Annotated in this window: 18 protein-coding genes and 2 pseudogenes; 16 read left to right on the forward strand and 4 right to left on the reverse strand. The window is 65.6% G+C overall.

Going from position 1 to position 20,697, the window contains the following annotated elements; translation table 11 throughout:
• From ACPXB3_RS20550 to ACPXB3_RS20575, 6 genes and pseudogenes are all read left to right on the forward strand, one after another.
• Positions 1 to 852: Mu transposase domain-containing protein (locus tag ACPXB3_RS20550; RefSeq protein ID WP_425729355.1), on the forward strand; the 852-nt coding region annotated here is incomplete at its 5' end.
• Entirely contained in the window at positions 852 to 1,097 is a 246-nt protein-coding gene (locus tag ACPXB3_RS20555) for an ATP-binding protein (protein WP_425729357.1), read from the forward strand. The genes ACPXB3_RS20550 and ACPXB3_RS20555, both read left to right, overlap by 1 nt.
• Before the next feature lie 224 nt (positions 1,098 to 1,321).
• Positions 1,322 to 2,820 (forward strand): annotated as a pseudogene (istA, locus tag ACPXB3_RS20560) (IS21 family transposase).
• Positions 2,817 to 3,593, forward strand: a complete 777-nt coding sequence (gene istB, locus ACPXB3_RS20565) for an IS21-like element helper ATPase IstB (protein ID WP_425707110.1) — start codon at positions 2,817 to 2,819, stop codon at positions 3,591 to 3,593. Before istA ends, istB (ACPXB3_RS20565) begins: the two are co-directional and overlap by 4 nt.
• A gap of 124 nt (positions 3,594 to 3,717) precedes the next feature.
• Positions 3,718 to 4,275 (forward strand): annotated as a pseudogene (gene istB / locus ACPXB3_RS20570) (IS21-like element helper ATPase IstB); the annotation flags it as partial.
• Between the two features lie 408 nt (positions 4,276 to 4,683).
• Entirely contained in the window at positions 4,684 to 5,472 is a 789-nt protein-coding gene (locus ACPXB3_RS20575) for an immunity 49 family protein (RefSeq protein WP_425729381.1), read from the forward strand.
• A gap of 22 nt (positions 5,473 to 5,494) precedes the next feature.
• On the opposite strand, the gene eccA is transcribed toward ACPXB3_RS20575, so the two are convergent.
• Together eccA and ACPXB3_RS20585 are read right to left on the reverse strand one after the other, a co-directional pair.
• Positions 5,495 to 7,339: a type VII secretion AAA-ATPase EccA gene (eccA, locus tag ACPXB3_RS20580; RefSeq protein ID WP_425706951.1), complete on the reverse strand. Its 1,845-nt coding sequence runs from the start codon at positions 7,337 to 7,339 to the stop codon at positions 5,495 to 5,497.
• Positions 7,336 to 9,807 (reverse strand): AAA family ATPase, encoded by a 2,472-nt coding sequence (locus ACPXB3_RS20585; RefSeq protein ID WP_425706950.1) that lies wholly within the window; start codon positions 9,805 to 9,807, stop codon positions 7,336 to 7,338. Before ACPXB3_RS20585 ends, eccA begins: the two co-directional genes overlap by 4 nt.
• A 235-nt stretch (positions 9,808 to 10,042) precedes the next feature.
• On the opposite strand from ACPXB3_RS20585, the gene ACPXB3_RS20590 reads away from it, so the two are divergent.
• The 9 genes from ACPXB3_RS20590 to ACPXB3_RS20630 all read left to right on the forward strand — a co-directional run bounded on the left by ACPXB3_RS20590 (position 10,043) and on the right by ACPXB3_RS20630 (position 15,704).
• Positions 10,043 to 10,381 carry a DUF2694 family protein gene (locus ACPXB3_RS20590; protein WP_425706949.1) on the forward strand — a complete coding sequence of 113 codons (339 nt, stop codon included), beginning with the start codon at positions 10,043 to 10,045 and terminating at the stop codon, positions 10,379 to 10,381.
• Positions 10,363 to 10,794, forward strand: a complete 432-nt coding sequence (locus tag ACPXB3_RS20595; RefSeq protein ID WP_425706948.1) for a YbaB/EbfC family nucleoid-associated protein — start codon at positions 10,363 to 10,365, stop codon at positions 10,792 to 10,794. Before ACPXB3_RS20590 ends, ACPXB3_RS20595 begins: the two co-directional genes overlap by 19 nt.
• Before the next feature lie 143 nt (positions 10,795 to 10,937).
• Entirely contained in the window at positions 10,938 to 11,231 is a 294-nt protein-coding gene (locus tag ACPXB3_RS20600; protein WP_425706947.1) for a hypothetical protein, read from the forward strand.
• 4 nt (positions 11,232 to 11,235) lie between these two features.
• Positions 11,236 to 12,654, forward strand: coding sequence for a hypothetical protein (locus ACPXB3_RS20605; RefSeq protein ID WP_425706946.1), 1,419 nt, complete (start codon positions 11,236 to 11,238; stop codon positions 12,652 to 12,654).
• A gap of 50 nt (positions 12,655 to 12,704) precedes the next feature.
• Positions 12,705 to 13,001, forward strand: a complete 297-nt coding sequence (locus tag ACPXB3_RS20610; protein ID WP_425706945.1) for a PE family protein — start codon at positions 12,705 to 12,707, stop codon at positions 12,999 to 13,001.
• Between the two features lie 87 nt (positions 13,002 to 13,088).
• Positions 13,089 to 14,171, forward strand: coding sequence for a PPE domain-containing protein (locus ACPXB3_RS20615; protein WP_425706944.1), 1,083 nt, complete (start codon positions 13,089 to 13,091; stop codon positions 14,169 to 14,171).
• Positions 14,168 to 14,971, forward strand: coding sequence for an ESX secretion-associated protein EspG (locus ACPXB3_RS20620; protein WP_425706943.1), 804 nt, complete (start codon positions 14,168 to 14,170; stop codon positions 14,969 to 14,971). Before ACPXB3_RS20615 ends, ACPXB3_RS20620 begins: the two co-directional genes overlap by 4 nt.
• A 124-nt stretch (positions 14,972 to 15,095) precedes the next feature.
• Positions 15,096 to 15,365, forward strand: coding sequence for a hypothetical protein (locus ACPXB3_RS20625; RefSeq protein WP_425706942.1), 270 nt, complete (start codon positions 15,096 to 15,098; stop codon positions 15,363 to 15,365).
• Between the two features lie 48 nt (positions 15,366 to 15,413).
• Complete coding sequence (locus ACPXB3_RS20630) at positions 15,414 to 15,704, forward strand: hypothetical protein (protein ID WP_425706941.1); 291 nt, start codon at positions 15,414 to 15,416, stop codon at positions 15,702 to 15,704.
• A 99-nt stretch (positions 15,705 to 15,803) separates the two neighbouring features.
• Here the strand turns inward: ACPXB3_RS20630 and eccE are convergent, their stop codons facing one another.
• Positions 15,804 to 17,528, reverse strand: coding sequence for a type VII secretion protein EccE (gene eccE / locus ACPXB3_RS20635; protein ID WP_425706940.1), 1,725 nt, complete (start codon positions 17,526 to 17,528; stop codon positions 15,804 to 15,806).
• A gap of 133 nt (positions 17,529 to 17,661) precedes the next feature.
• On the opposite strand from eccE, the gene eccB reads away from it, so the two are divergent.
• Positions 17,662 to 19,167 carry a type VII secretion protein EccB gene (gene eccB / locus ACPXB3_RS20640; protein ID WP_425706939.1) on the forward strand — a complete coding sequence of 502 codons (1,506 nt, stop codon included), beginning with the start codon at positions 17,662 to 17,664 and terminating at the stop codon, positions 19,165 to 19,167.
• Between the two features lie 5 nt (positions 19,168 to 19,172).
• Here eccB and eccD read toward each other — a convergent pair whose 3' ends face one another.
• Complete coding sequence (eccD, locus tag ACPXB3_RS20645) at positions 19,173 to 20,690, reverse strand: type VII secretion integral membrane protein EccD (RefSeq protein WP_425729359.1); 1,518 nt, start codon at positions 20,688 to 20,690, stop codon at positions 19,173 to 19,175.
• Positions 20,691 to 20,697: the final 7 nt, after the last annotated feature.

Consider the following 20,697-nt stretch of genomic DNA (forward strand, 5'->3'; position numbering starts at 1 on the left):
GTGATGACGTTGACGTTTTCGAGGTTCTTGTCGGCGATGATGATCCCGTCGCGGCAGGCCGGTGACATCCTGGCCGGCATGTGGGAACTGATCTGCGGAGTCGGTAAGGTATCGAAAACGCTTGTGTGGGACCGTGAGTCGGCGATCGGTGGGCGTGGGAAACTCACTGATCCGGCGGCGATGTTCGCCGGCACGTTGGGTACCCGGATCGTGTTGGCGCCGCCGCGGGATCCGGAGTTCAAAGGGATGACCGAACGCAACAACCAGTATCTGGAGACCTCGTTCCTGCCGGGCCGCGAGTTCACCTCTGCGGCCGATTTCAACACCCAGCTCGGGGCGTGGCTGCCGAAAGCCAACGCCCGCACGGTGCGGTCACTGCACGGGCGGCCCATCGATGCCCTCGACGAGGATCTCGCGGCGATGACCACGTTGCCGCCGGCGCCGCCACAGACCGGACTCACGGGCCGGGTGCGGTTGGGCCGCGACTACTACGTGCGGGTGGCCGGCAACGATTACTCGGCGCACCCGTCGGCGATCGGCCGCTACGTCGATATCGCCGCCAGCGCCGACGAGGTGGTGATCTCGTGTCAGCAACACGTGATCGGTGTGCATCAGCGCTGTTGGGACACCGCCCGCACGATCACCGATCCCGAGCATGTGGCCGCGGCGAAGGTGTTGCGCCGCAACTACACTCAGAACCAGCGTGCCCGCCACGAGGCGGCTGCGGCGGGGCGTCTGCTCCCGGCCGAGGCGGGTTTGGTGCGTGATCCGGGCAGCTACGACGCCCTGTTCGGGATCGACTTCGATCCCGACCCAGCCACCCGGGCGGCGACCGACGGCCAGGTGGCGTGATGGCTTCTGAGACGGCCTCGACGCTGGCGTATCTGGCGCGGGTGTTGAAGACACCGACGATCGCGCGGGTGTGGGAGCAACTCGCCGATACCGCCCGTGAGCAAGGGTGGTCGCACGAGCAGTATCTGGCCGCCGTCCTGCAACGCCAGGTCGCCGATCGGGAGGCCTCCGGTACCAGGCTGCGGATCGCCGGAGCGCACTTCCCGGCCATGAAAACGTTGGAGGACTTCTGTCGGCGGACATGAGAACCTGCCCATGCGTGGACATGAAAGTGCCCGCTGACGGCCAGTAAGAACTGCCCACCCGCGGACATGAAAGTGCCCGCTGGTGGACACGAATCTGCCCAGACCGATCCCCTCTGCCCCGGCGCGTCGTCGCCGGGGCGGTCTCTCCTGTGGTTTCGATACCGATGCCTAAGTCGAATCGCAACCAGCAGGAGAGGCCGTAGTGAAGTCTGAGGCGAGAACTCATGGAAATACTCAATGCCTACGATCTGACCAGGTCGTATCGGGCGGCCGCGGAGTTGTGTGGCTGCTCGCATCACACCGTGAAGAAGGCTGTCGAGGCCCGGGCCGCGGGCCTGCCACCGGCGGTGCGCCGGGCCCGGTTGATCGATGACTACCGCGATGTTCTTGAAGCGTGGGTGGACGACTCGCGGGGCAAGATCCGCGGCGACAAGGCACACGAACGCTTGCAAGCTTTGGGCTACACATACACAGGCACCGACCGCACGACCCGCCGCGCGCTCGCGGAGATCAAATCCCCTTGGCGCCTGGGCAATACACGAGTACATCGGCCGTGGATCACCGAGCCGGGACTGTGGTGCAATACGACTTCGGTGATGGTCCGGTCGTCGACGGCCGCAAGGTTGTGCTCCTGGTCGCCTGGCTGGCGTGGTGCCGCTTCCGGGTCGTGATCGCCCTGCACGACCGGACCGCGGCGAGTGTGTTCGCCGGCCTCGACCGGATCTTCCGGATCATCGGCGGCGCCCCCACCTATCTGTTGACCGACAACGAGAAGACCGTCACCACCGGCCATATCGCCGGGGTTCCGGTCCGTAATCGGCAGGCGGTGACGTTCGGCCGCTACTACGGCATCTCGGTACTGACCTGCGAACCCGCCGATCCGGCATCGAAGGGCGGGGTGGAAAACGCCGTCAAGCTTGCCAAGGCCGACATCGTGCCCACCGAGACCAACCTGCTGCCCCAGTACGCCAGCTTCGCTGACGTCGAAGCGGCATGCGCCGCGTTCACCGACCACATCAACGCCCGGGTCCATCGGGCCACCCGCCGAGTCCCTGCCGAGATGCTCGCCGAGGAACGCACGCGGCTGCACCAGATTCCCGATCTACCTCATACCGCGAGTCTCGGCGTGACTCGACGGGTCCCCGCCAACACCCCGATGATCACCTTCGAACACTGCCAATACTCCACTCCTGCAACACTGTTGGGCCAAAGTGTGTGGGTCCGACATCACGACGGGACCGACGAGATCGTCATCTGCGCGCTCGACGACGGTGGGCCCGTCGAAGTCGCCCGGCACCGGCGCACCACGCCCGGCACCCCCGCGGTCGACGACACCCATTTCCCCGGCCACCACGACAAAGTCCCCGGCGACTACCGCATCCGCGCGCGCACCACCGCCGAACACGCCTTCCTCGCGATCGGGGACGGGGCCGCGATCTGGCTCAAGGAAGCCGCTGCCGCCGGCACCGAGCGGATCATGCAGAAGATGGCCCACGCAGTCGAGTTGGCCGCCCTGGGCACCAACAACGACGTCAACTGGGCACTCGGACACGCCGCGGTCCACGGCCGGTTCGCCACCGGGGACCTCGACTCGATCCTGGCAGCCAAAGGACTCGACACCACCCGCCGCGGCGCCTCCGAACACTTGTCCCTCGCCCAGGGAACCGGCGGCTGGAACAGGTTGAACCACAACACCATAGACAGACAGGAACCAGTCGCATGAACACCGTCCCCCCAGTCAGCGACCTACCCGCCGACGTCGAATCACTGATGCGGCAACTACGACTGCCACACGCCCGCGCGATCGCCGCCGAAGTCCTCGCCACCGCCCGCTCCCAACGATGGGATCCCACCGAAGTGATCAAAGCACTGCTCACCGAGGAATCCGCCGGCCGCGCCCGCTCGATGCTCGCCTCCCGCCGCAAAGCCGCCGGATTTCCCACCGGGAAGACCTTCGACGTCTGGGACGAGAACGCCTCATCGATTCCGCTACCCACCCAACACGCGCTGCGCACCCTCGAATGGGTACACCGCCACGAGAACCTGGTGGTCTGCGGCCCAGCCGGCACCGGCAAAACCTTCTTCCTCGAAGCACTCGGCCAGCAAGTCATCGAGGCCGGGATGCCGGTGGCCTGGTTCACCCTCGAACACATCGGAGTACTCGTCCGCGCCCACCGCGCCGACGACACCCTCAACAAAGCAGTCGCGAAAATCATTCGCGCCGAACTCATCGTCATCGACGACGTCGGCCTCCTCCCAGTCGGCGCGGACGCCGCCGAAGGCCTCTACCGCATCATCGAAGCCGCCTACGAACGCAAATCCGTCGCAGTCTCATCGAACCTGCACCCCAGCGGATTCGACGAACTCATGCCCAAAACACTGGCCACCGCCACCGTCGACCGGCTACTCCACCACGCCCACCTCTGCCAAACCAACGGCGATTCCGTCCGACTGGCCCAAGCCCTCAACGGAAAAGGAGTCCACGCCCTGACCTGACGCACAACGCACGACCAGTGGCGGACACACCACCATGGGCAGATTCGTGTCCGCCACCGGGCAGTTCTCAATGGCCACCCACGGGCAGTTCCCGTGTCCGCCAGTGGGCAGTTCCAGCTGTCCATTGACAGACTTCAACGCAGATCACCAGCCCTCACTGCGCAGAGACGTACTCGCGCACCTGGAGACGATGAGTTTCGTGGCCAAGGCGGAGAACGTGATCCTGCTCGGCCCGCCCGGAGTCGGCAAAACCCACCTCGGCATCGGCCTGGGCATCAAAGCATGCCAGGCCGGATACCCGGTCGCCTTCGACACCGCGACCGGCTGGGCAGCCCGCCTGGCCGCCGCTCACACCGACGGACGCCTCGAACACGAACTCAAGCGGCCACGCCGCTACAAACTGTTGATCATCGACGAGGTCGGCTACCTGCCCTTCGATGCCGATCAGGCCAACCTGTTCTTCCAACTCGTCGCCCACCGCTACGAACAAGGCTCGATCCTGATCACCTCGAACATGCCGTTCGGCCGGTGGGGCGAAATCTTCAACGACGACATCGTCGCCGCCGCCATGATCGATCGACTCGTCCACCACGCCGAAGTCCTCGCTCTCAGCGGAGACTCCTACCGCACCCGTTCCCGGCGGGAACTCCTCACAACCACGCCCGAACCGGGCAAACAGTAAAAACACAACCACAGGGGGTCAATTTTCGGACGTCGAAAAGGGGTCAGATTTCACCCGCCGTTGACCCTATCACCAGGGGCGTCGGGAATATCTCGAATCGGTCCTCGCGACCATGGGAAAAGGCGGAGACGCGCTGCGGATGGCTCTGGCGCTGACGATGCAAGACGCGATGAAATTCGGTAACCTGCGTTACGAGTTGGTGCGGGCGAGAGTCGACAAAAATGGATCGTATTCGGGATATCGGCATCGAGAGTTCGATATCCGATCGACAGAAGCTGACGATAAAGTCAAGGAAACGAACGGAGATTCTAGCTGATGATAGACATTGAGCGGTGGCACGAATGGGACCCGGCTTATGTGACGATGAGGCTCGCTGGGGCTCGACGCTCTCTTGACGTCTCCTTGACGATGGACCGTCCGTGGAATAGCGACCGGATTCATTATCTTCGGGATGAGTTACTGGATGTGTGTGTGTGGTCGTTGGTGGGTTCGGGTGGTGTGGTGGGGGAGGAGGTGTGGTCGATGTTGGATGCGGCGTGTGAGGTGACGCGGGTGCAGTTTGCGCGGGCGTCGTTGCCGAAGGGTGAGCATCGGTTGTCGTTTTCTGTGTTGGGGCGGGAGTTTGAGACGGGGTCGTCGGGTCCGAATCCGCGGACGACTACTTCGGGGTGGTTGTATGCGTTGTGGTTGGGGTTGGTGGCGCGGGATCGGGGGTTGTTGGATGTGTTGCGGGATTTCGAGCCGGAGTGGCGGGCTGCATCGAGATCGGAGGGGATGTGGTCGGATCCGTACGGCGAGCAGTGGGCGCTGGCGTGGCAGATGTTGTTGCGAGGTGAGCGGGGGGAGCCGGTGGCGCAGCAGGTGTTGGAGGCGATGCGGTTGACCGATCCGGAGTTGGCGCCGGTGGCGGGTGCGGAACTGGTGTTGCAGGTGGATTGGCCGTCGGTGCGGTTGTTGTGGGATGTGGTGTCGGGGAGCGGTAGTGAGTTTCGGGGTGATGTGCGGACGGCGTTGGAGGCGAATAAGGAGTATTACACGCGGCCGGTGGAGAATCGGGTGCGTGAGGAGGAGGGTTTTGTGCCGTGGCGGGTTTTGGGTCCGGTGTGTGCGGCGGTGGATTCGGATTTCGAGGTGGGGGTGGAGTCGCAGTATTTGCCGGCGGCGTTGTTGTATGAGCGTCGGGATCGGTTGCGGTAGCCGTCGCCGACTCGGCGCGAAGTCAGACCTGAGAGCCTGAATCGACGCGCCCCAGGCCGAGGTTTCCGAGCACAATGCCAATGGCCGCGCGCATGTCGGTGGCTTCCACCCGCATGAGGTGCTCGGCATCGAGATTGTCGAAGTCCATGCCCGGATCCTCGGACAAGCGATATTCGCGCTCTTCCTCGGCGGCTTCGACGATGTTGCGCACGAACCTGCCGTTGCCCGCCCGGTCGATGTTGCGTCGGGGTAGCCCGCTCTGGTCGATGGACTCCGTGCTGAACAGCGGCTCGCACGCCGCAACGAGGTCGTCCAGTGCGTCATCGGCCAGCACCGAATCCCGCGACTTCGCGATGACCTGGGCGATCTGCCCGAGTTCGGTTGGGGTGTAGGACGGGAAGCGGATTCGCTTGGCGAAGCGCGACGCCAGACCGTCGTTGGCCGCGAGGAAGCGATCGATCTCCCCGTCGTAGCCGGCGATGATGACAACCAAGCGGTCGCGATCGTTCTCCATCCGTGCCAAGAGCGTGTCCACGGCCTCCCGCCCGAAGGCGTCTCCGCCGGATAGCCCGCTCTGGATGAGTGTGTAGGCCTCGTCGATGAACAGCACACCGTCCATCGCGGTGTCGATCAACGCCGACGTTTTCAGTGCGGTACTACCCAGGTGCTGGCCGACGAAATCCTCACGCTTGGCCTCTACGACAGTGGATGTCTTGAGAATGCCCAGCCCGCAATAGATCTTGGCAACCACACGCGCGATCGTCGTCTTGCCGGTACCGGGCGGACCGGTGAAAGCCAGGTGATTGCTCCGTGAATTTGCTGCCAAACCCTTTTCGGCACGAACCTTGGCGATCTTGGCCGACGACTGCAGTTTGGCGACCTGCGTCTTGACCTCGTCGAGCCCGATCTGGGCGGCCAGTTCCTCCTGGGCTTCGGCGAGTAGCTTCGCGCTGCGGTCGGCCTCCTCGGCCGACACCTGGAGACGCGGATCGGGTGCGGAGTTCGGATCCCAACGGTCCGTGCGGGACTCGATCGTGGCGCGATCGGTGATCACCAATCGGTACTTGGGATCATTGAGCGCCGCCGCGTTGGCCTCGAAGGTGGGCTTCTCGGAGTAGACACGTTCGAAGATCGCGCGAGCGTCCTCTTCGCGGCTCATCTCGCGCAAAGTCAGTCCGCGGCAGAACTCGGCGTCGGTGACTGCGGCGGGAATCGGTCCCTCCGCTGCGGCCTCCAGTCTGCGGATACCCTCTCCGAAAAGGCCGAGTTGCGCGCAGGCCGAACCGACCATGAGGTGCGCACCGCACTTGATGTACTCATCACAGAAGGACGCCGATTTGTCCAGTGCGGCAAGCACGTCGGGCCAGCGCTGGGTGGTGAAGTGCAGGATGCCGCGAACGTAGGCGCAGATCTCGTCGGAGTGCCGATCGCGTTCGGGCATGTTCGGGCGGTACCGGGCCAGAGTGTCCAGGGTGATTTCGGCCTCCCCGTATTCGCCGTCATCGATCAGACCGGCGGCGTGGGCGAGCCAGATCTCGGTGAAGTTGGCCATCGGGTAGTCGATGTAGAGTCCGGTCTGAAAGCGTCCGCCCAGTTCCCGCGGCGCCAGACCGAGCCGGCGCTGCTCGCGGAACAGGGTGGTGGTGGACGTCCGATAGAGGTTGTAGCGCACCTCGGAGGTCACCTCGCCGCACGCGGCGCGACCCAACCATGCATCGCACATGTCGGGGTCTCGTTCGGTGGCGCGAGTGAAGGCGCGAAGGGCATAGCTCTCGTCGCGTTCGGTCTGCAGTCCGTCGATCGCTATACCCAGGGACAGCACACCGGCATCGAAGACCCGCTGCGCATCGCGTGTGTTCTGGCTCATATTTCCGTCCGTCGGTATCGGATCTCCGGGTGGCGGCGCACCATCCCGAAGCTGTTGGACACGTTGCCGGCGAGTTCGAGGAACGCCTGCTGGGTGGGCGCCTTGAGATGTGTGAAGTCGATTGCCGAGCCCTCGGCGAGATGCTGGTCGAACGGAATCAGGTGAATCGAATTGCATCGTGCGGCAAAGTGATCAACGATCTTGTCGACCTTCACCTGGCCCGTTTGCGGGCGCGACGAACTGAGGACCACGTGCGCCTCACGCACCAGGCGCCCGTAGCCGTGGGAATTGAGCCAGTCGAGTGTGGCCGAGGCACTGCGGGCGGCATCCATTGCCGGGGTGGTCACCAGGACGATCGCGTGGGCGAGATCGAGAACCCCACCCATCACCGAGTGCATGATGCCGGTACCGCAGTCGGTGAGAATGATGTTGTAGTAGCGCGCAAGGGTATCGATGGTGCGCCGGTAGTCGGCCTCGTCGTACGCGCTCGCGGCTGCCGGGTCTTGCTCGGAGGCAAGGACTTCCAGACGACTCGGTGATGTCGAGGTGAGGTTCGACACCGCCGCGTAATGATTGATGGGTCCCATGTTCAGCAGGTCGCGAACATTGGCCGCGGTCCGGCCCGGAATCCGATCGGCAAGTGTGCCGCGGTCGGGATTGGCATCGAGCGCGATCACGCGGTCCCCACGCACAGTGGCCAGCGCCGAGCCGAGGCCCACAGTGGTGGTGGTCTTGCCCACGCCACCCTTCATCGACAGCATGGCAATCCGGAAGTCGCCGTTGATCGGCCGCCGGATCTGATCGATCAGGTGTTGCCGCCGTCGGGCCGCACGAGAGTCGCCCGGATTGACGTGACCTGAGGACGCGGTGAACACTGCGCGGCGCCAACCCGCTTGCGGTGCTTCGCTTCTGCGATCCCGCTGATGGGCTTCGTCCAATGACGGTACGGCGTCGGGTTGGCGCGACAGGTCTGACGGATACGCCGGTGCGGGCGCCGGAACAAACGGTGGCGCCATGGGCGCCGAACTGTCCGGCGCCGGGACGTTCGGTATCGGTCCGTTCGGTATCGGGCCGTTGGGTCCGGGGTGCTGCGGCGGCGGGCCCTCGTACTGCGGGGGACGATAGCCGGGCGCTGGGTTCTGAGGTTCCGGGTACTGGGAGGTTGAGTACTGCGGTGTCGGGTAGTGACCGGAAAAGTCTTGTGCGGGTGGCGGGGCGGGTACGTGATGGGCGGGAGGCTGGTACCCGGGCCACGGAGGTGCTGGGTGCTGATGAGCAGGGGAAAAGTGCCCAGACTGGGCGTGCGGGACAGGCTCGGCGTGGCGCGGATGAGGCGTCACGGGATCTGTCGTCGGCGCGGCGGTCCGGGGCGGCGGCACCGGACGTTCCGGAGTGCTGGGCGGTGGTGTAGATGCTTGTGGGGCAGCGGGGTAGGGCACCGAGGTCATCGACGTCTGGTCGATCGGTGGTTCGGGCGAAGGCGCGGAGGGTGGACTGGGTGGCGCCTGTGGTGGGAGCGGTACGAGTGAGCCTTGTGTCACCCGGTCCTGTTCGGTGGGCTCCAATGGCGTGGGGCTCTGTCCGATTGCATCCTGCTGCCACGGCGGTCGCGCGGGGCGTCGACGGCGGCGGGATGCGGGCGCCGGAGCGGGCACGGGGCCAGGTTGTGGTGGCGTATCCGGACGGTGCGCGGCCTTCGCCTCCGCTTCTTCGGGGCCGTCCGATGGGTCGCCGTTCTGCGCACTCTCGGATGGTGTCGGGAGGGCGGCGAAGTCGCCGGTGTCGTGGAGTTCGTCGCGGTCCCGGGTGATGTCATGCTCCGGGAGGCTTTCGGGACCGGCGGCATCGAACGGAACATTCTGCGGGGATTCGTCGATCGGCTCGTCGGCGAGCGTCGGAATGGTGAGATCCGGGTGCGGCTCCGACTCCACCTGAGTTCGATCGAGTCGCGAGAGTAATTGTGCTGCACGAATTTCGATCTCGTCGAGATCGCTTTCCTCATCTGCTTCTGTCTCGGTGCGCTCGGTTTTGGACGGGATGACGATTTCGTCTGCGGGCGCATCGCCGGACTCGGCGGAATCGCTGTCGGCCGTGTCGGTGTCGGGAGAGCTCAGTGGCATCCACATCGCACCGAAGCCCAGATCGTCGTCGAGCGGCGGGTCGACCCTCGCGGAGCCCGGCGATTCGGGCAGCGTTTCCGCGTCACCGGCTCCCGACTCGTCGAGGGCTGCGGGATCGTCGATGACGGACGTGTCGCGTGGGCCGGCACCGAAAACCGCCAGCAGGGGATTGTCCTGGTCCACCTGCTCGTCGGCGCCGGTGGTCCCGCCGCTGGGCGGCGCCGCGCCGGCTCCGCCGAACAGTCCGGCAAATGGATTGAAATCTGGGCTGGTCGGGTCGTCCTGAGGGCTGACGGGGCGTCCGGCCGGCGTGTCGGTGTTTCTCGGCGTGGCGTCCGCATCGGACAAGCCACCTTCGGTGGTCGTTCTTGTGTCAGAACGGTTGGTGCTGAAGCGATTTGCCTCGTCGTCCGGAGACCCCGACAGCCACGGAGGGGTATGTGACTCCCCGTGATCGTCTGCAAGCATGTGTACCCCGTTCGACGCATCGCACCTTCGGCGGCGCGTGTTCTGACCTCAGTCGACTGTATCGTGAGCCGTGCCGAGGGGTGTTGTTGCGTCATGTTAGTGAATGGGAGGATTGATGGCTCTGCCACCGCCGATGATGTCGGCAGCACAGTCTCGCTCGGGGTCGGTCGCGGTCCGGACCACGCAGGTGGGACTGCCGATGGCGCTGCGCATCGATGCCCGCAAGCTTCAGGGCGATCCGCAGGTGCTCGCCGACGAGATCCTGCGATTGTGCAAGCTGGCGGCCATGCGCGCGCAGGTCGAGATACGGCGTGAACTGGTCCAGCAGGGGACCGATCCGCAGGTGATCAGATATGCGCAGCTACCCACCGAGGACGATCTGCGCGACTTCGAGGAACTCGATGAGCGGGCTCAGGACGAACAGTCCGGAGACGGATGGCTGAGGTCGGTATGAGGACGCTGGCGAACTCGGTGCTCGCGCGTATCGAGAAACAACGCGACCTGATGGAGTCGCTGCAGGCGCAGACCACCGGCATCCGGGTCCGGGTGTCGAGCCCGGACAGGGTCGTGACCGTCGAGGTCGACGGGGTCGGCGCGATGACCGGCTTGTGGTTGAGTGCCGGCATCACCCGACACACCGATTCCTCGCTTTCGGCCCTGATCGTCGAGACCGCGCAGCATGCGGCGCGTGCGTCATTGCACCGCCGGAATCATCTGATCCAGGAGTTCACGGATCAATTCGCCCACTGCCAGAGCGAGCAGCTCGAGCGATGGGACGGGACGACGGTCACACCCCGACGCCCTTTGCCGGAATTGCCCGATCCGCAACCGCGAAGATCTCCAGAACGCCTGCGCGGCAACGGCTGAATCCGCATGATTCGGTGACGGCGGGTAGAAGTCATTCATGGCGACGACATACCGTGGTTGAGGTTGCGCGTGCCGTGATCCGTTGATTGACTATGTTCAAGTTGCGAATGAACGGTTTCATAAGGGTGGGGGGTCTACGACACATGTCCAACGGGATTCTGGCGGTGACGCCGGGAGTGATCGAGACGTTCGCGGCGGCGAACATGTCGGCGAGCGATCTGATCGCGCTCGCGTCCAGTGCCGATGCGGAGGCGATGGTCGCCGCGGTCGGGCTGGCGGTCGGTCCTATCGGCGTCGAGTATCTTCTCGGCTACGCGCCGGCGCAGGCGTCGAATCTGGCCGCGTCCTTTCTGGTATCGGCGGGACATGCAATGATGTCGGCGGGCGCCACGGGCGCGGCCGCCGCGACGTATTCCGCCGACGGTATGCAGGCCTGACCACGTGGCAAGTCCCACAGAGTCCGTCGCCGGGGTGGCGGCACAGATGCCGGGGTACGACCCCAGTCCGGTGATCGGCGCCATCGAGGGCCGCCTCGACGAGTACCTCAACACACCGACCGGTGAGATCTTGAGTCGACTCGGTCTCCCCGTGCCGCCCGGAATCCCCACGCCCGGACCGATTCCCGGTCTTCCGGCACTGCCTGGTCCACCCGGTGCGCCCGGTGCGGCGCCGCCCGATGGTGGCAACACCCTGGCATCGATCGACGGCGGTGCCCTGATCCAGCCGGTGCTCGATGCGCTCGGCACATTGGGGAACGGGATCTTCGAGGCACTGGACCCGACGAAGATCTTCGAATCCATCACCAGCGCGTTCTCCTCGGTGGCGTCATCTCTGCCGACGATGATCTCCGCGATGCAACACGGTTGGCAGGGGGAGGGTGCCGATGCCGCGGCGGTGAAAACGGCGCAACTCGGCAAGGACGGCACCGAGGTCGGCGCACAGTCGACCAAGATCAAGGGCAACGTGGTGCAGGCCGGGATCGACACCAAGACGACCGAAGCGCATCTGCTCGAGATCATCACGCAATTCGAGGCCACCATGGCTGTTGCGTTGCCGCAGATCGTCACGCCGTGGGGGCAGGCGATGGCGGTGGCAGCCGCCACCGATGCGATCGCACGCACCACTGCCGTGATGGGTGTCCACAAGGGATTGATGGCCGCAAACACCGCTGAGGTCGCCGCCGACGGCGCGCCGGTGTCGGTGACCAATGCACCGCAGGTACCCACCGAGATGATCTCGTCGATGGTGCAGATGGGGACCGGCTTGATGCAGCCCGCATTCGGTGTGGTGGAGCAGGTGTTCACCGCCGGCCAGAAGATCGCCCAGTCGTCGGTGGAGGCGGGAACCAAGATCGGGGAAGCGGTCGACAAGGCACGGCACAAGACGTCGACCGACATCGACACCTCGACCGCGACCGGTCCTGTCGGGATCGGTGCGGGGCCGTCGGGCAGTGGTGGCGGCGGTGGTAAACCCGCAGGCGGCGGGGGTGGCGGCAAACCCGCCGGTGGTGGGGGACTCGGAGTGTCGCCCGTCTCCGCACCGCCGGGTACCCGGACCACCCCTTCGGGCACCCCGCCGACCGAGGAATCGACGAATTCCGGGCAACAGCGCACAGCCGCGGCAACCACTGCTTCCGCCACCACCACCGGCAGCGGCGGCTATGGGCCGATGGGCGGAATGGGGTCGGCCGGAGCAGGAGCCGGCGCCGGCAAGGGCGCCGGAAGTGGTTACACCGCCGCCGATTTCCTGCACACCTCCGAGTCCGGCAGCGAGATCGTCGGGGACCTCTCGGACGTGGCGCCTGCCGTGATCGGCGAGACCGACCCGAACACCGGTCCCGACATCGACCTGAGAATCTGACGACGCATTCGCCGTCACCGCACCACAACACCCACAACCCAGGAGGATTCATGACCGAACTGAGCGCAGACACCGCCAAGATCTCCGAAGTCGCCGGGCAACTGAGCAAACTCGCTGATCGATTGAATGGTGTCCTGAACACCGGCGATGCGTCGTTGACGCCGCCGCCGGCGGGTAGCGACGAGGTGTCGGTGCGCGCTGCCACCACCATGGGGCAGGTGCACCACGCGTTCCGGACCGCCGGTGACGGCGGTGTCGCCGAGTTGCGGGAGATCTCCGACGCCGTCGCCACGGTCTCGTCGTCGCTCGCCGACACCGACACCGACCAGGGATTCGTCACCACCTGAACGGGTATGCGCGGATGAGACACTCTCGTCCGCAACGATATTCGTCCAATTCACGTTTGATGGATCGACCGACCGGAAGGGAACAACGTGGGCTTCACGGGGGTTGTCTGGGCCTCGCGTGACCTGAGACGGCTGGCACATGACCTCGTCAACGGCGCCGGTGCGGGACCGATGGGTGAGGCGGGCGAGACATGGGCACAGGTTGCGCGCGAGCTCGCCGACATCGCCAAGGACTACCGCGCTCTACTGGCGAAGCTCGACGAATCGTGGCGTTCGGCACAATCGGACACCGTGCACGCCAAACTCGAGGAATTCGGAAAGTGGCTCGACGCCGTGGCGCTCGATGCCGCGGCCAACGCCCGACATGCCGAATCGGCTGCGGTCGCCCACGCCGTGGCGGTACTGGCGATGCCCACTGTGCCCGAGGCACAAAAGTTGCAGGAGGCCTTGGCGATCGGGAGTTCGCTGCAGGGCTATCCGAACGGTCTTGTCGTCGGCGCACTCGGTGCCGGTGACGCGGCGGTGCAGGCGGCCACCGCAAATGCGGTGGCGATCATGAATAGCTATGAGCACACGGCCACCCCATTGGCGCAGCCGTGGGACACCCAGAGCTCACCGAATATCGCCAAATCGGCTGCACAGCGGGCCGCCGGTAAAGGTGACGCCCCGCAGGGCGCCGGTGCCGGCGCCCCGGCCGGTGGTCTCGGGAGCGGGGCCGGTGGCGGAGTCGGTGGCGGCGTTCCCGCCGCGCCGCTGGGTGTCTTCGGCACTCAGACGGTCAAATCCGATACCTCACAACGCGGCTCGCGGGTGGTGGCGGCATCTGCCAACCCTTCCGGTGCGACCACCTCCGGGCCGATGGGGCCGATGGGAGCCATGGGTCGCGGCGGCGGAGACGACAAAGAGTTCGACTCCACGCGGCCCGCCGCATCGCTGTCGGATGCGGGCGAGGTGCGGCCGGTGAGCTGGTCGCCCGCCGTCGCATCGAGTGGGGGCGGCTTCTCGGTCGACAGCGTGAGCTGGGGTCCTGATGCATCGACCTTCGGAGGTACTGCTGCACCGCCGGTTTCGGACGACGATCTCGATATCGACGGCACCCGGCTCGAACAGACCGCGTCCAACGACTGGGTGTCGCCATCGGTCATCGGTGAACGGGGAGGACGCGGATGAGTATGGCAACCCTCGATGTCGACTTCGCCCTGAGTGTCGACGAGATCCTCACGCTCGCCGATCGGCTCGGCGTGGACACCCTGCCCGATACGTTGGCGCTCTGGCCGACTCAGCCGACGGTGGAGGAGCTGGAACGGGTGCGGGATCGGTGCGCACGCCAGTTGTCCGAGCGGGACCTCATCGTCGATGGCGAGGTCGATCCGGACCTGGCGCACGTCGTGGTCGCGATGCGCCGTCCCGAGCGGGAATTGTCGATCCGCATCGTCACCGCGGACGGGTTGCTGCGTGCATCGCTGCTGCGGGTCAAACGTTCGCACGTCGTCGCCACCCGCCGCGGAGACACGGTCCGGCTGCGCGCTTTCGAGGCCGAGGGCGCCGAGCGGGTGATCGCCGAGGCGGCCCGGCTGTTGCCGACGGCCCTTGAACTCGAGTGTGGCTCGGTGAGTGCACCGGCCCTCGACGTTGCGGAGCATCTTGCCGGGCTGCGTTCGGCAACTCCCATCGCCGATGAGCTACACGCCTTCGGTGCCGATTCGCGTTCCGCACTCGTGCTCGGTGCGGTGCTCGCCGATTACCGTGCGGCCGTGGAGATGCGGGTCTCGGCGCTCGATCAGCACGCCGACCGCAGCGTCGTCGCCGAGGGTGCCGTCGCCGTGTTCTACTCGGCGCGCGGCTGTGTTCTGAGTGCGCCCAGCACTTCACCAGACGGGCGATTGTGGTGCAGCATCAAGGGTGGTTCCGACCACCGGATCGCACAGGCAATCGCGCAGTTGATGTCTCTGCTGCCGGAGGGGTGGTGAGGGGCGAAAAGGGGAACAGTCACTGATGTCGGGAGTCGGGACACCGACATCGCGACGACGAAGACCGCAACAGGGGGTGGCCCGTCCGGGCACCCATCGACACACATAATCGAAGGGAAAAGACATGGGACTCAAGATCTCTCCGCAAGAGGCCAAGGCCAAGCTGTCCGACGTCAAGGACAAGCGTGACCACGCCAAGCAGTTGCTGCAGAAGTTCCGCGACACCGATGTCGAGATGACCGGCGGTGCCTGGCAGGGCGATGCGTCCCACGTGCATCTGCAGAAGTCCAATGCCAACGACGAAGAGTTCAATCAGATCATCGCGCTGCTCGACCGAACGGTGGAGGCGGCCGAGACCGGTATCAACAACGCGGTCTCCGGCGACTCGCACTGACCCGCAGGCGCATTCCCGCTCGCACTCACTTACCACCAGGAGACCACCATGGCAGAACAGATCACCTACAACCACGGCTCGATCGACACCTCGCTCGGCGATCAGGCGTCATACCTGAAGGCGGCCAACGAGGTTCGTGACGATATCAATGCGGTGTTCAACTCGCTCCTCGAGATCTACGAGGGTGAGGCGGCCACCACCCTGCAGCATGTCAAGGCGCAGATCGACCAGCAGCTGATCGACGCGTTCAACAACATGAACGACTCGACCAAGCACGCGGGAGAGCAGAACCAGATGATGCAGGCGCTCGACGCGAAGAACGCCTCGCTGTTCAGCTGAGACTTACGAGAGCCGAAACCTTCGGGCGCCCGACACCACCAGGTGTCGGGCGCCCGAATTCGATGTGATCGGGGTTCTCTCCCGGTCTATGGTTCGGATTCAGTCCAGGTCGTATGAGGCGCCGACGTAGGTCATCTCGTCGTCGCCGGCCACCATCTCCACGGCGACCGCTCCACTGCGAGTGGTGACGCGAACCGTGTCGGTGTCCCGATTCAGTTGGGTCAGCGTGACATCGGCCGAGTCCGATACCGGAGCCCCGATCGGATACACATTCAGCGACGTGACACCGGTGTTCACCGGCCGTGGGGTAGTACCGTCGAAGACCATCACCGAGTAGTTGGCCTCGGCGCCGGCATGCATGGCCCCGCGGTCGAATTCGGCGACCCACAGCAAATTGTTGTTTTCCACCGCGCTGACCATCTGCTGCCAGTGCGCGGGGCGCCGCGATGAGACCAGGACGCGTGCACCAAGTGCGATGGCGCGCAACACCACTTGCTGAACCAGGTGCAGGCTGCCGGCGATCTCCACGCGGTCAATGGTCGGACCGAAGATCGGCAAGGCGACCGCCCGGCCGTGCGGATCGGCGCCGATGAGTTGACCGCAGCCAGACGCCGGAAGCCGGATTTCGCCGAAGTCGGCCGGACTGCCGAATGTCGGGTGCACACCGTCGGCCTGAGGTCGCGGGAGCGGAAGTGAGCCGACCAGTGCGTCCAACTGATGGCCGCCGAGTGGTGAGAGTCCGTCGATGCCGACACGGGCCGGCTGCGCGATGGTCGCGAAGCGGACAATTCCGGTGGCGCGGATGAGGTCGGGGTGCTCGGTGGCCCGCAGCGACAACGCAAGCGTCGTGGTGTGGGTGGGCACGGTCCACAGCCGGTCGAGCCCGACAGAGGTCAGGATAGGTTGCCCGAGACCATAACTACGCAGAAACATCTGGCCGGAGCGGCAACAGTCCCAGGTCTCCTCGACGGAGTCCGGCGCGATGCCGTCGGACAGATGGGTGATCGAGCGCGTGATCTCGGCCGCGGTCAGGGACCGAACGTCGAATCCTTGCTCACGCAGACGATTGGCCACTCGCCGCGTGCCGGTGACGGCGGTTTTGAGAATGCCTGTCGATCCGCCGCCGCGCCGGGTGACCGCATCCGGGCACAGAGTCGGGTCCAGGCGGACGGTCAGCCACACCGACCGGTGGGCGATCGCGGGCAAGGGGCCGAGTACCTCGTCATAGACCGCGGCGACCCGACTGTTACCGCGAGACCGGGAACCGCTGATGTGGATATCGATGGCCGCCAACGTGATATCGAACTGCCGCAGGCTCTCCGCGAGTACCCGCACAGGTATACAGACGGCATCGACGGTGGCACCCGGCTCCAGAATGGTCAGCGCCTCGGGCGATTCCGCGATCTCGAGCATCGACACCAGGGCGTCCCCGTCCCACCGAAATCCGAACTGGGCGCCGTCGGAGGTGGTGATGTCGAAGGGCTGGGGAACCGTCTGGGCCCGTCGTCGCCTGCGGTCGTGCGACATCCGGAAGGTCAGCCGCTCACGCACCCGCTGCGCCGCCGGATGTGCACCGAAGGGGATGAACCACACCGCCATCAGCACGGCGACCACCGCGGCGATCCACCAGACGGCATCCGTGACCGCAATGACGACCAGCGCGGCCAGGGCGATCACTTCGACGACGAGAACGCACCAGGGCGGCACGACGCGCCGCACGGCGCTCTGCGATGAGGACTGCAATCGCGAGCGCCCGGGCGCGTCAGTGATCTGCGTGCGCGGATCGGTCTGCGCGACCCGACGAGCAGTCGATTGCGTTGTCACCACGGAAATCCTCCCCCCAAACGACGACGGGCAGTCGACGGCCCACGACACCCGACTTTCGGGCTACGGTACCCTGGCCACTCGATCGAGGGTGCATCGTGTACGTGAATACGGTTGTTCGGATGGGGGTCTCATGCCGGCGCGCTTGACGACGCGGGCGCAGGTCAACGGATACCGTTTCCTGCTGCGGCGGCTCGAACACGCATTGATCCGTCGTGACTCGCGGATGATTCACGACCCCATGCGCAGTCAGGTACGGGCCATGCTCGTCGGATTCGTGATCTGCGTGCTGGTCGTCGGGGCTTGTGCCGCCTTGGCGATCTTCAAACCCTCTCCCTCTCTGGGGAATTCGACGATCATCACGTCGCAGTCATCGGGTGCCCTCTATGTTCGGTTCAACAACGAGTTACATCCGGTGCTCAATCTCACGTCGGCCCGTCTGATTGCGGGCAAACCCGACAATCCCGCCAAGGTCAAGGATTCCGATCTCGGATCGCTGCCGGCGGGCCCCACGCTCGGGATCATCGGTGCGCCCTCTTCGATTGCCAAGGCCGATGACCTGAGTCGCTCGGACTGGTCGGTGTGTGACTCGCAGACTCGATCCGGCGACGACACCTCGCCGTTCCGCACCGAGACTGTCGTGTTGTCGTCGGTGCCGAAACGCAGCGCCGATATCGACGTCGCCCCGGCCGGATCGGCGGCGATCGCAGCAGACTCCGACGGTCACTACTTCTTGCTCTACGACGGCAAGCGCGCCCAGATCGACCCGACCGATCCGGTGCTGGTCAACGCCCTCAAGATCACCGGGGCGTCGACGATCAACGCTTCGGCGGGGTTGCTCGGTTCGTTCCGTGCGGTGGCGCCGATCGGCCGCATCGTGATTCCCGAGGCGGGCCGCCCGTCGCAGCTGTCGTTTCCCGAACCCGTCAAGATCGGGTCCATCGTGAAGTCGGTCGAGTCCGGCGGCACGCGACAGTATGTGGTGCTCGCCGACGGCATCGCGCCGGTCTCCGACGCCACCGCGGACATCATCCGTTTCAGCAACCCCGGCTTGCTCGGCGACGCCGTCGAGATGCCGCCTGCCACGCTGAATTCGCTTCCGCAGTCCGCGTCGATGCCCGTCGACACCACCGACTACCCGGCGCAGGTGCCCCACTTCACGCTGGGGGGCTACACGACGATCTGCACCCACTGGTCCGCGCCGAGCCTGTCGCAGGACCCCACCGTCGAGATGTTGGTCGGCAACAGGCTGCCGATCGGCGCGGATGCGCGGCCCACGGCCCTTGTCAGCGCCGATGGGGACGGCCCCAACGTCGATGCCACCTACATTCCGCCGGGCACCGGGGAGTTCGTGCAGGCCGCGGGGCAGGGTCGGGTCGCGGGTCAGCTCTTCTACATTTCCGACACGGGGCTGCGGTACCCGATCCCGGATCCGAAGACCGCGGACGCGTTAGGGGTCTTCGGCGTCCGTAGCGCCGACGGCAAACAAAACCTGCCGCAGCTTGCGCCGTGGAATGTGGTGTCGCTGTTGCCGGCCGGGCCGACACTGTCCACCGATGCGGCACTCATCGCGCACGGCGGGTACAGCGGTGATGCTGCCGCGGTTCCGACGAGCCCGTCGGCCGAGGCCGGCGGCTGAGCGTCTCAGATGTCGAGCCCGCGCACCCAGCCGTAGATCCCCATGATCCACGCTGCGAACGGGATGATGAGCCCGATCAGCAGGTACTCCAACAGTTCGACGTAGCGCCGTGCGATCGGCGAGAACTCGAATCGGGGTGCGATGACGCCGGTCGCGAAGACCAGCATCCCGAGTCCGATGGTCAGCAGCAACCCGTACTCGGCCCAGTCGTCGAGCTGCAGTGCCGACTTGACGATGATCGTCAGTGCCGAGAGGAGGCCGAGGCCCACCATCGTGGCCGCCTGGCGCAGATCATGATGGGTACGCCCGCGCAGACACAGAACGGCCGCTGCCAGCGCGGCGAAGACCGTTGCCTGCCAATAGAAGTGGCCCGTGGAGGTGTCCACACTGAGATACACCCCGACGACCACGGTGATGGCGGAGCCGACGAGGATGCCGGTCAGGTACGCGTTGGCCCGGGCGATGCGCTCGTCGAGACCGTCGGCGGTGGGCACCGATCGCGCGGTGACCGCATCGACGCCGTGCACCGTCGGTTCGCCCCGGGTGTCGATGTCGTCGATGGGTTCGCCGGCGGTGGGAACCGGGGGAACCGGCAGTTTGGCCAGTGTGATGGTCAACCGCGGGGCGACAGACACCGCGATCACCGCGACCACTGTCAGTACTGCACCGACCTGTCGCTGTGTCACGTCGAAAACATTCCAGCACACCGAGGCGACGCCGAGAAAGACGGTCAGGGACATCACCGTGGCATGCAGAGAGCGATTGACACCGCTGATCTGGAACGCCAGGAACGAGACCAGTGCGGTGATACCGAATGCCATCGGCAGCGCCACCGCCCCTACCGCGCCGGGGAGCAGCCGCAGGGAACCGACGAACACCAGCGGCAGTGCGCACGCGACGGTGGCACCGGTGGCGTACTCGTCGGACCGGCCGCGGGCGATATAGGCCGAGAAGATGATGAGTCCGGCGGCGATCGCCGTGGCGGCGACCGGAACATAGACCGGCGAATCGTGTCCGGCGAGCAGCATCACCAGCAGGCCGACGGTCGCGATCCCCGACACGCCGAAGGCGGCGATACGTCGCCGCGCCACACCCCATTCGAGCATCCGTTCGTTGGTATCGGGTGCGGTGTGGGTGGTCCCGTCCTCGACGTCGTCGAAGAGCATCGTCGGTGGGTGCTCGCCGACGAGCCGCACCGTGAGGACGTCACCCTCGAAGAAGCCGACCTCGTCGAGTGAACGCGTGTCGTCGACCCCGGGGCGCCCCAATGCCGCCAGTGTCCACCGGCCGGGAGCGTCGTCGAAGAGCTCGAGTCGTTCGTCGTCGATGGACGAGCGTGCGACGAGACGCTCGTTGAGCAACCGCAGGACTTCGGGCATGAAGGCTCGGATGTCGACATTTCCCGGCACCCCGACATCAAGGGTCAGCGACCCCACCAACAAGGTCACCCGGGTCAATTCCGGTTCGCTCGCGGTCTCGGCTTCGAGGTCGTCGAGCGGCTGCAACGATGGGGGGAGTGTCATCTGGACG

Source organism: Gordonia sp. DT219, from assembly GCF_049847065.1.
Taxonomy (GTDB): Bacteria; Actinomycetota; Actinomycetes; order Mycobacteriales; family Mycobacteriaceae; genus Gordonia.

Coding starts and splice junctions, on each gene's coding strand:
- eccA (WP_425706951.1), bottom strand. CDS start 7,339: ATGAGCCAGAACACACGCGATGCGCAGCGGGTCTTCGATGCCGGTGTG.
- ACPXB3_RS20620 (WP_425706943.1), top strand. CDS start 14,168: ATGAGTATGGCAACCCTCGATGTCGACTTCGCCCTGAGTGTCGACGAG.
- ACPXB3_RS20590 (WP_425706949.1), top strand. CDS start 10,043: ATGGCTCTGCCACCGCCGATGATGTCGGCAGCACAGTCTCGCTCGGGG.
- ACPXB3_RS20610 (WP_425706945.1), top strand. CDS start 12,705: ATGACCGAACTGAGCGCAGACACCGCCAAGATCTCCGAAGTCGCCGGG.
- ACPXB3_RS20595 (WP_425706948.1), top strand. CDS start 10,363: ATGGCTGAGGTCGGTATGAGGACGCTGGCGAACTCGGTGCTCGCGCGT.
- ACPXB3_RS20575 (WP_425729381.1), top strand. CDS start 4,684: ATGGACCGTCCGTGGAATAGCGACCGGATTCATTATCTTCGGGATGAG.
- eccB (WP_425706939.1), top strand. CDS start 17,662: ATGCCGGCGCGCTTGACGACGCGGGCGCAGGTCAACGGATACCGTTTC.
- ACPXB3_RS20555 (WP_425729357.1), top strand. CDS start 852: ATGGCTTCTGAGACGGCCTCGACGCTGGCGTATCTGGCGCGGGTGTTG.
- ACPXB3_RS20600 (WP_425706947.1), top strand. CDS start 10,938: ATGTCCAACGGGATTCTGGCGGTGACGCCGGGAGTGATCGAGACGTTC.
- ACPXB3_RS20625 (WP_425706942.1), top strand. CDS start 15,096: ATGGGACTCAAGATCTCTCCGCAAGAGGCCAAGGCCAAGCTGTCCGAC.
- istB (WP_425707110.1), top strand. CDS start 2,817: ATGAACACCGTCCCCCCAGTCAGCGACCTACCCGCCGACGTCGAATCA.
- eccD (WP_425729359.1), bottom strand. CDS start 20,690: ATGACACTCCCCCCATCGTTGCAGCCGCTCGACGACCTCGAAGCCGAG.
- ACPXB3_RS20630 (WP_425706941.1), top strand. CDS start 15,414: ATGGCAGAACAGATCACCTACAACCACGGCTCGATCGACACCTCGCTC.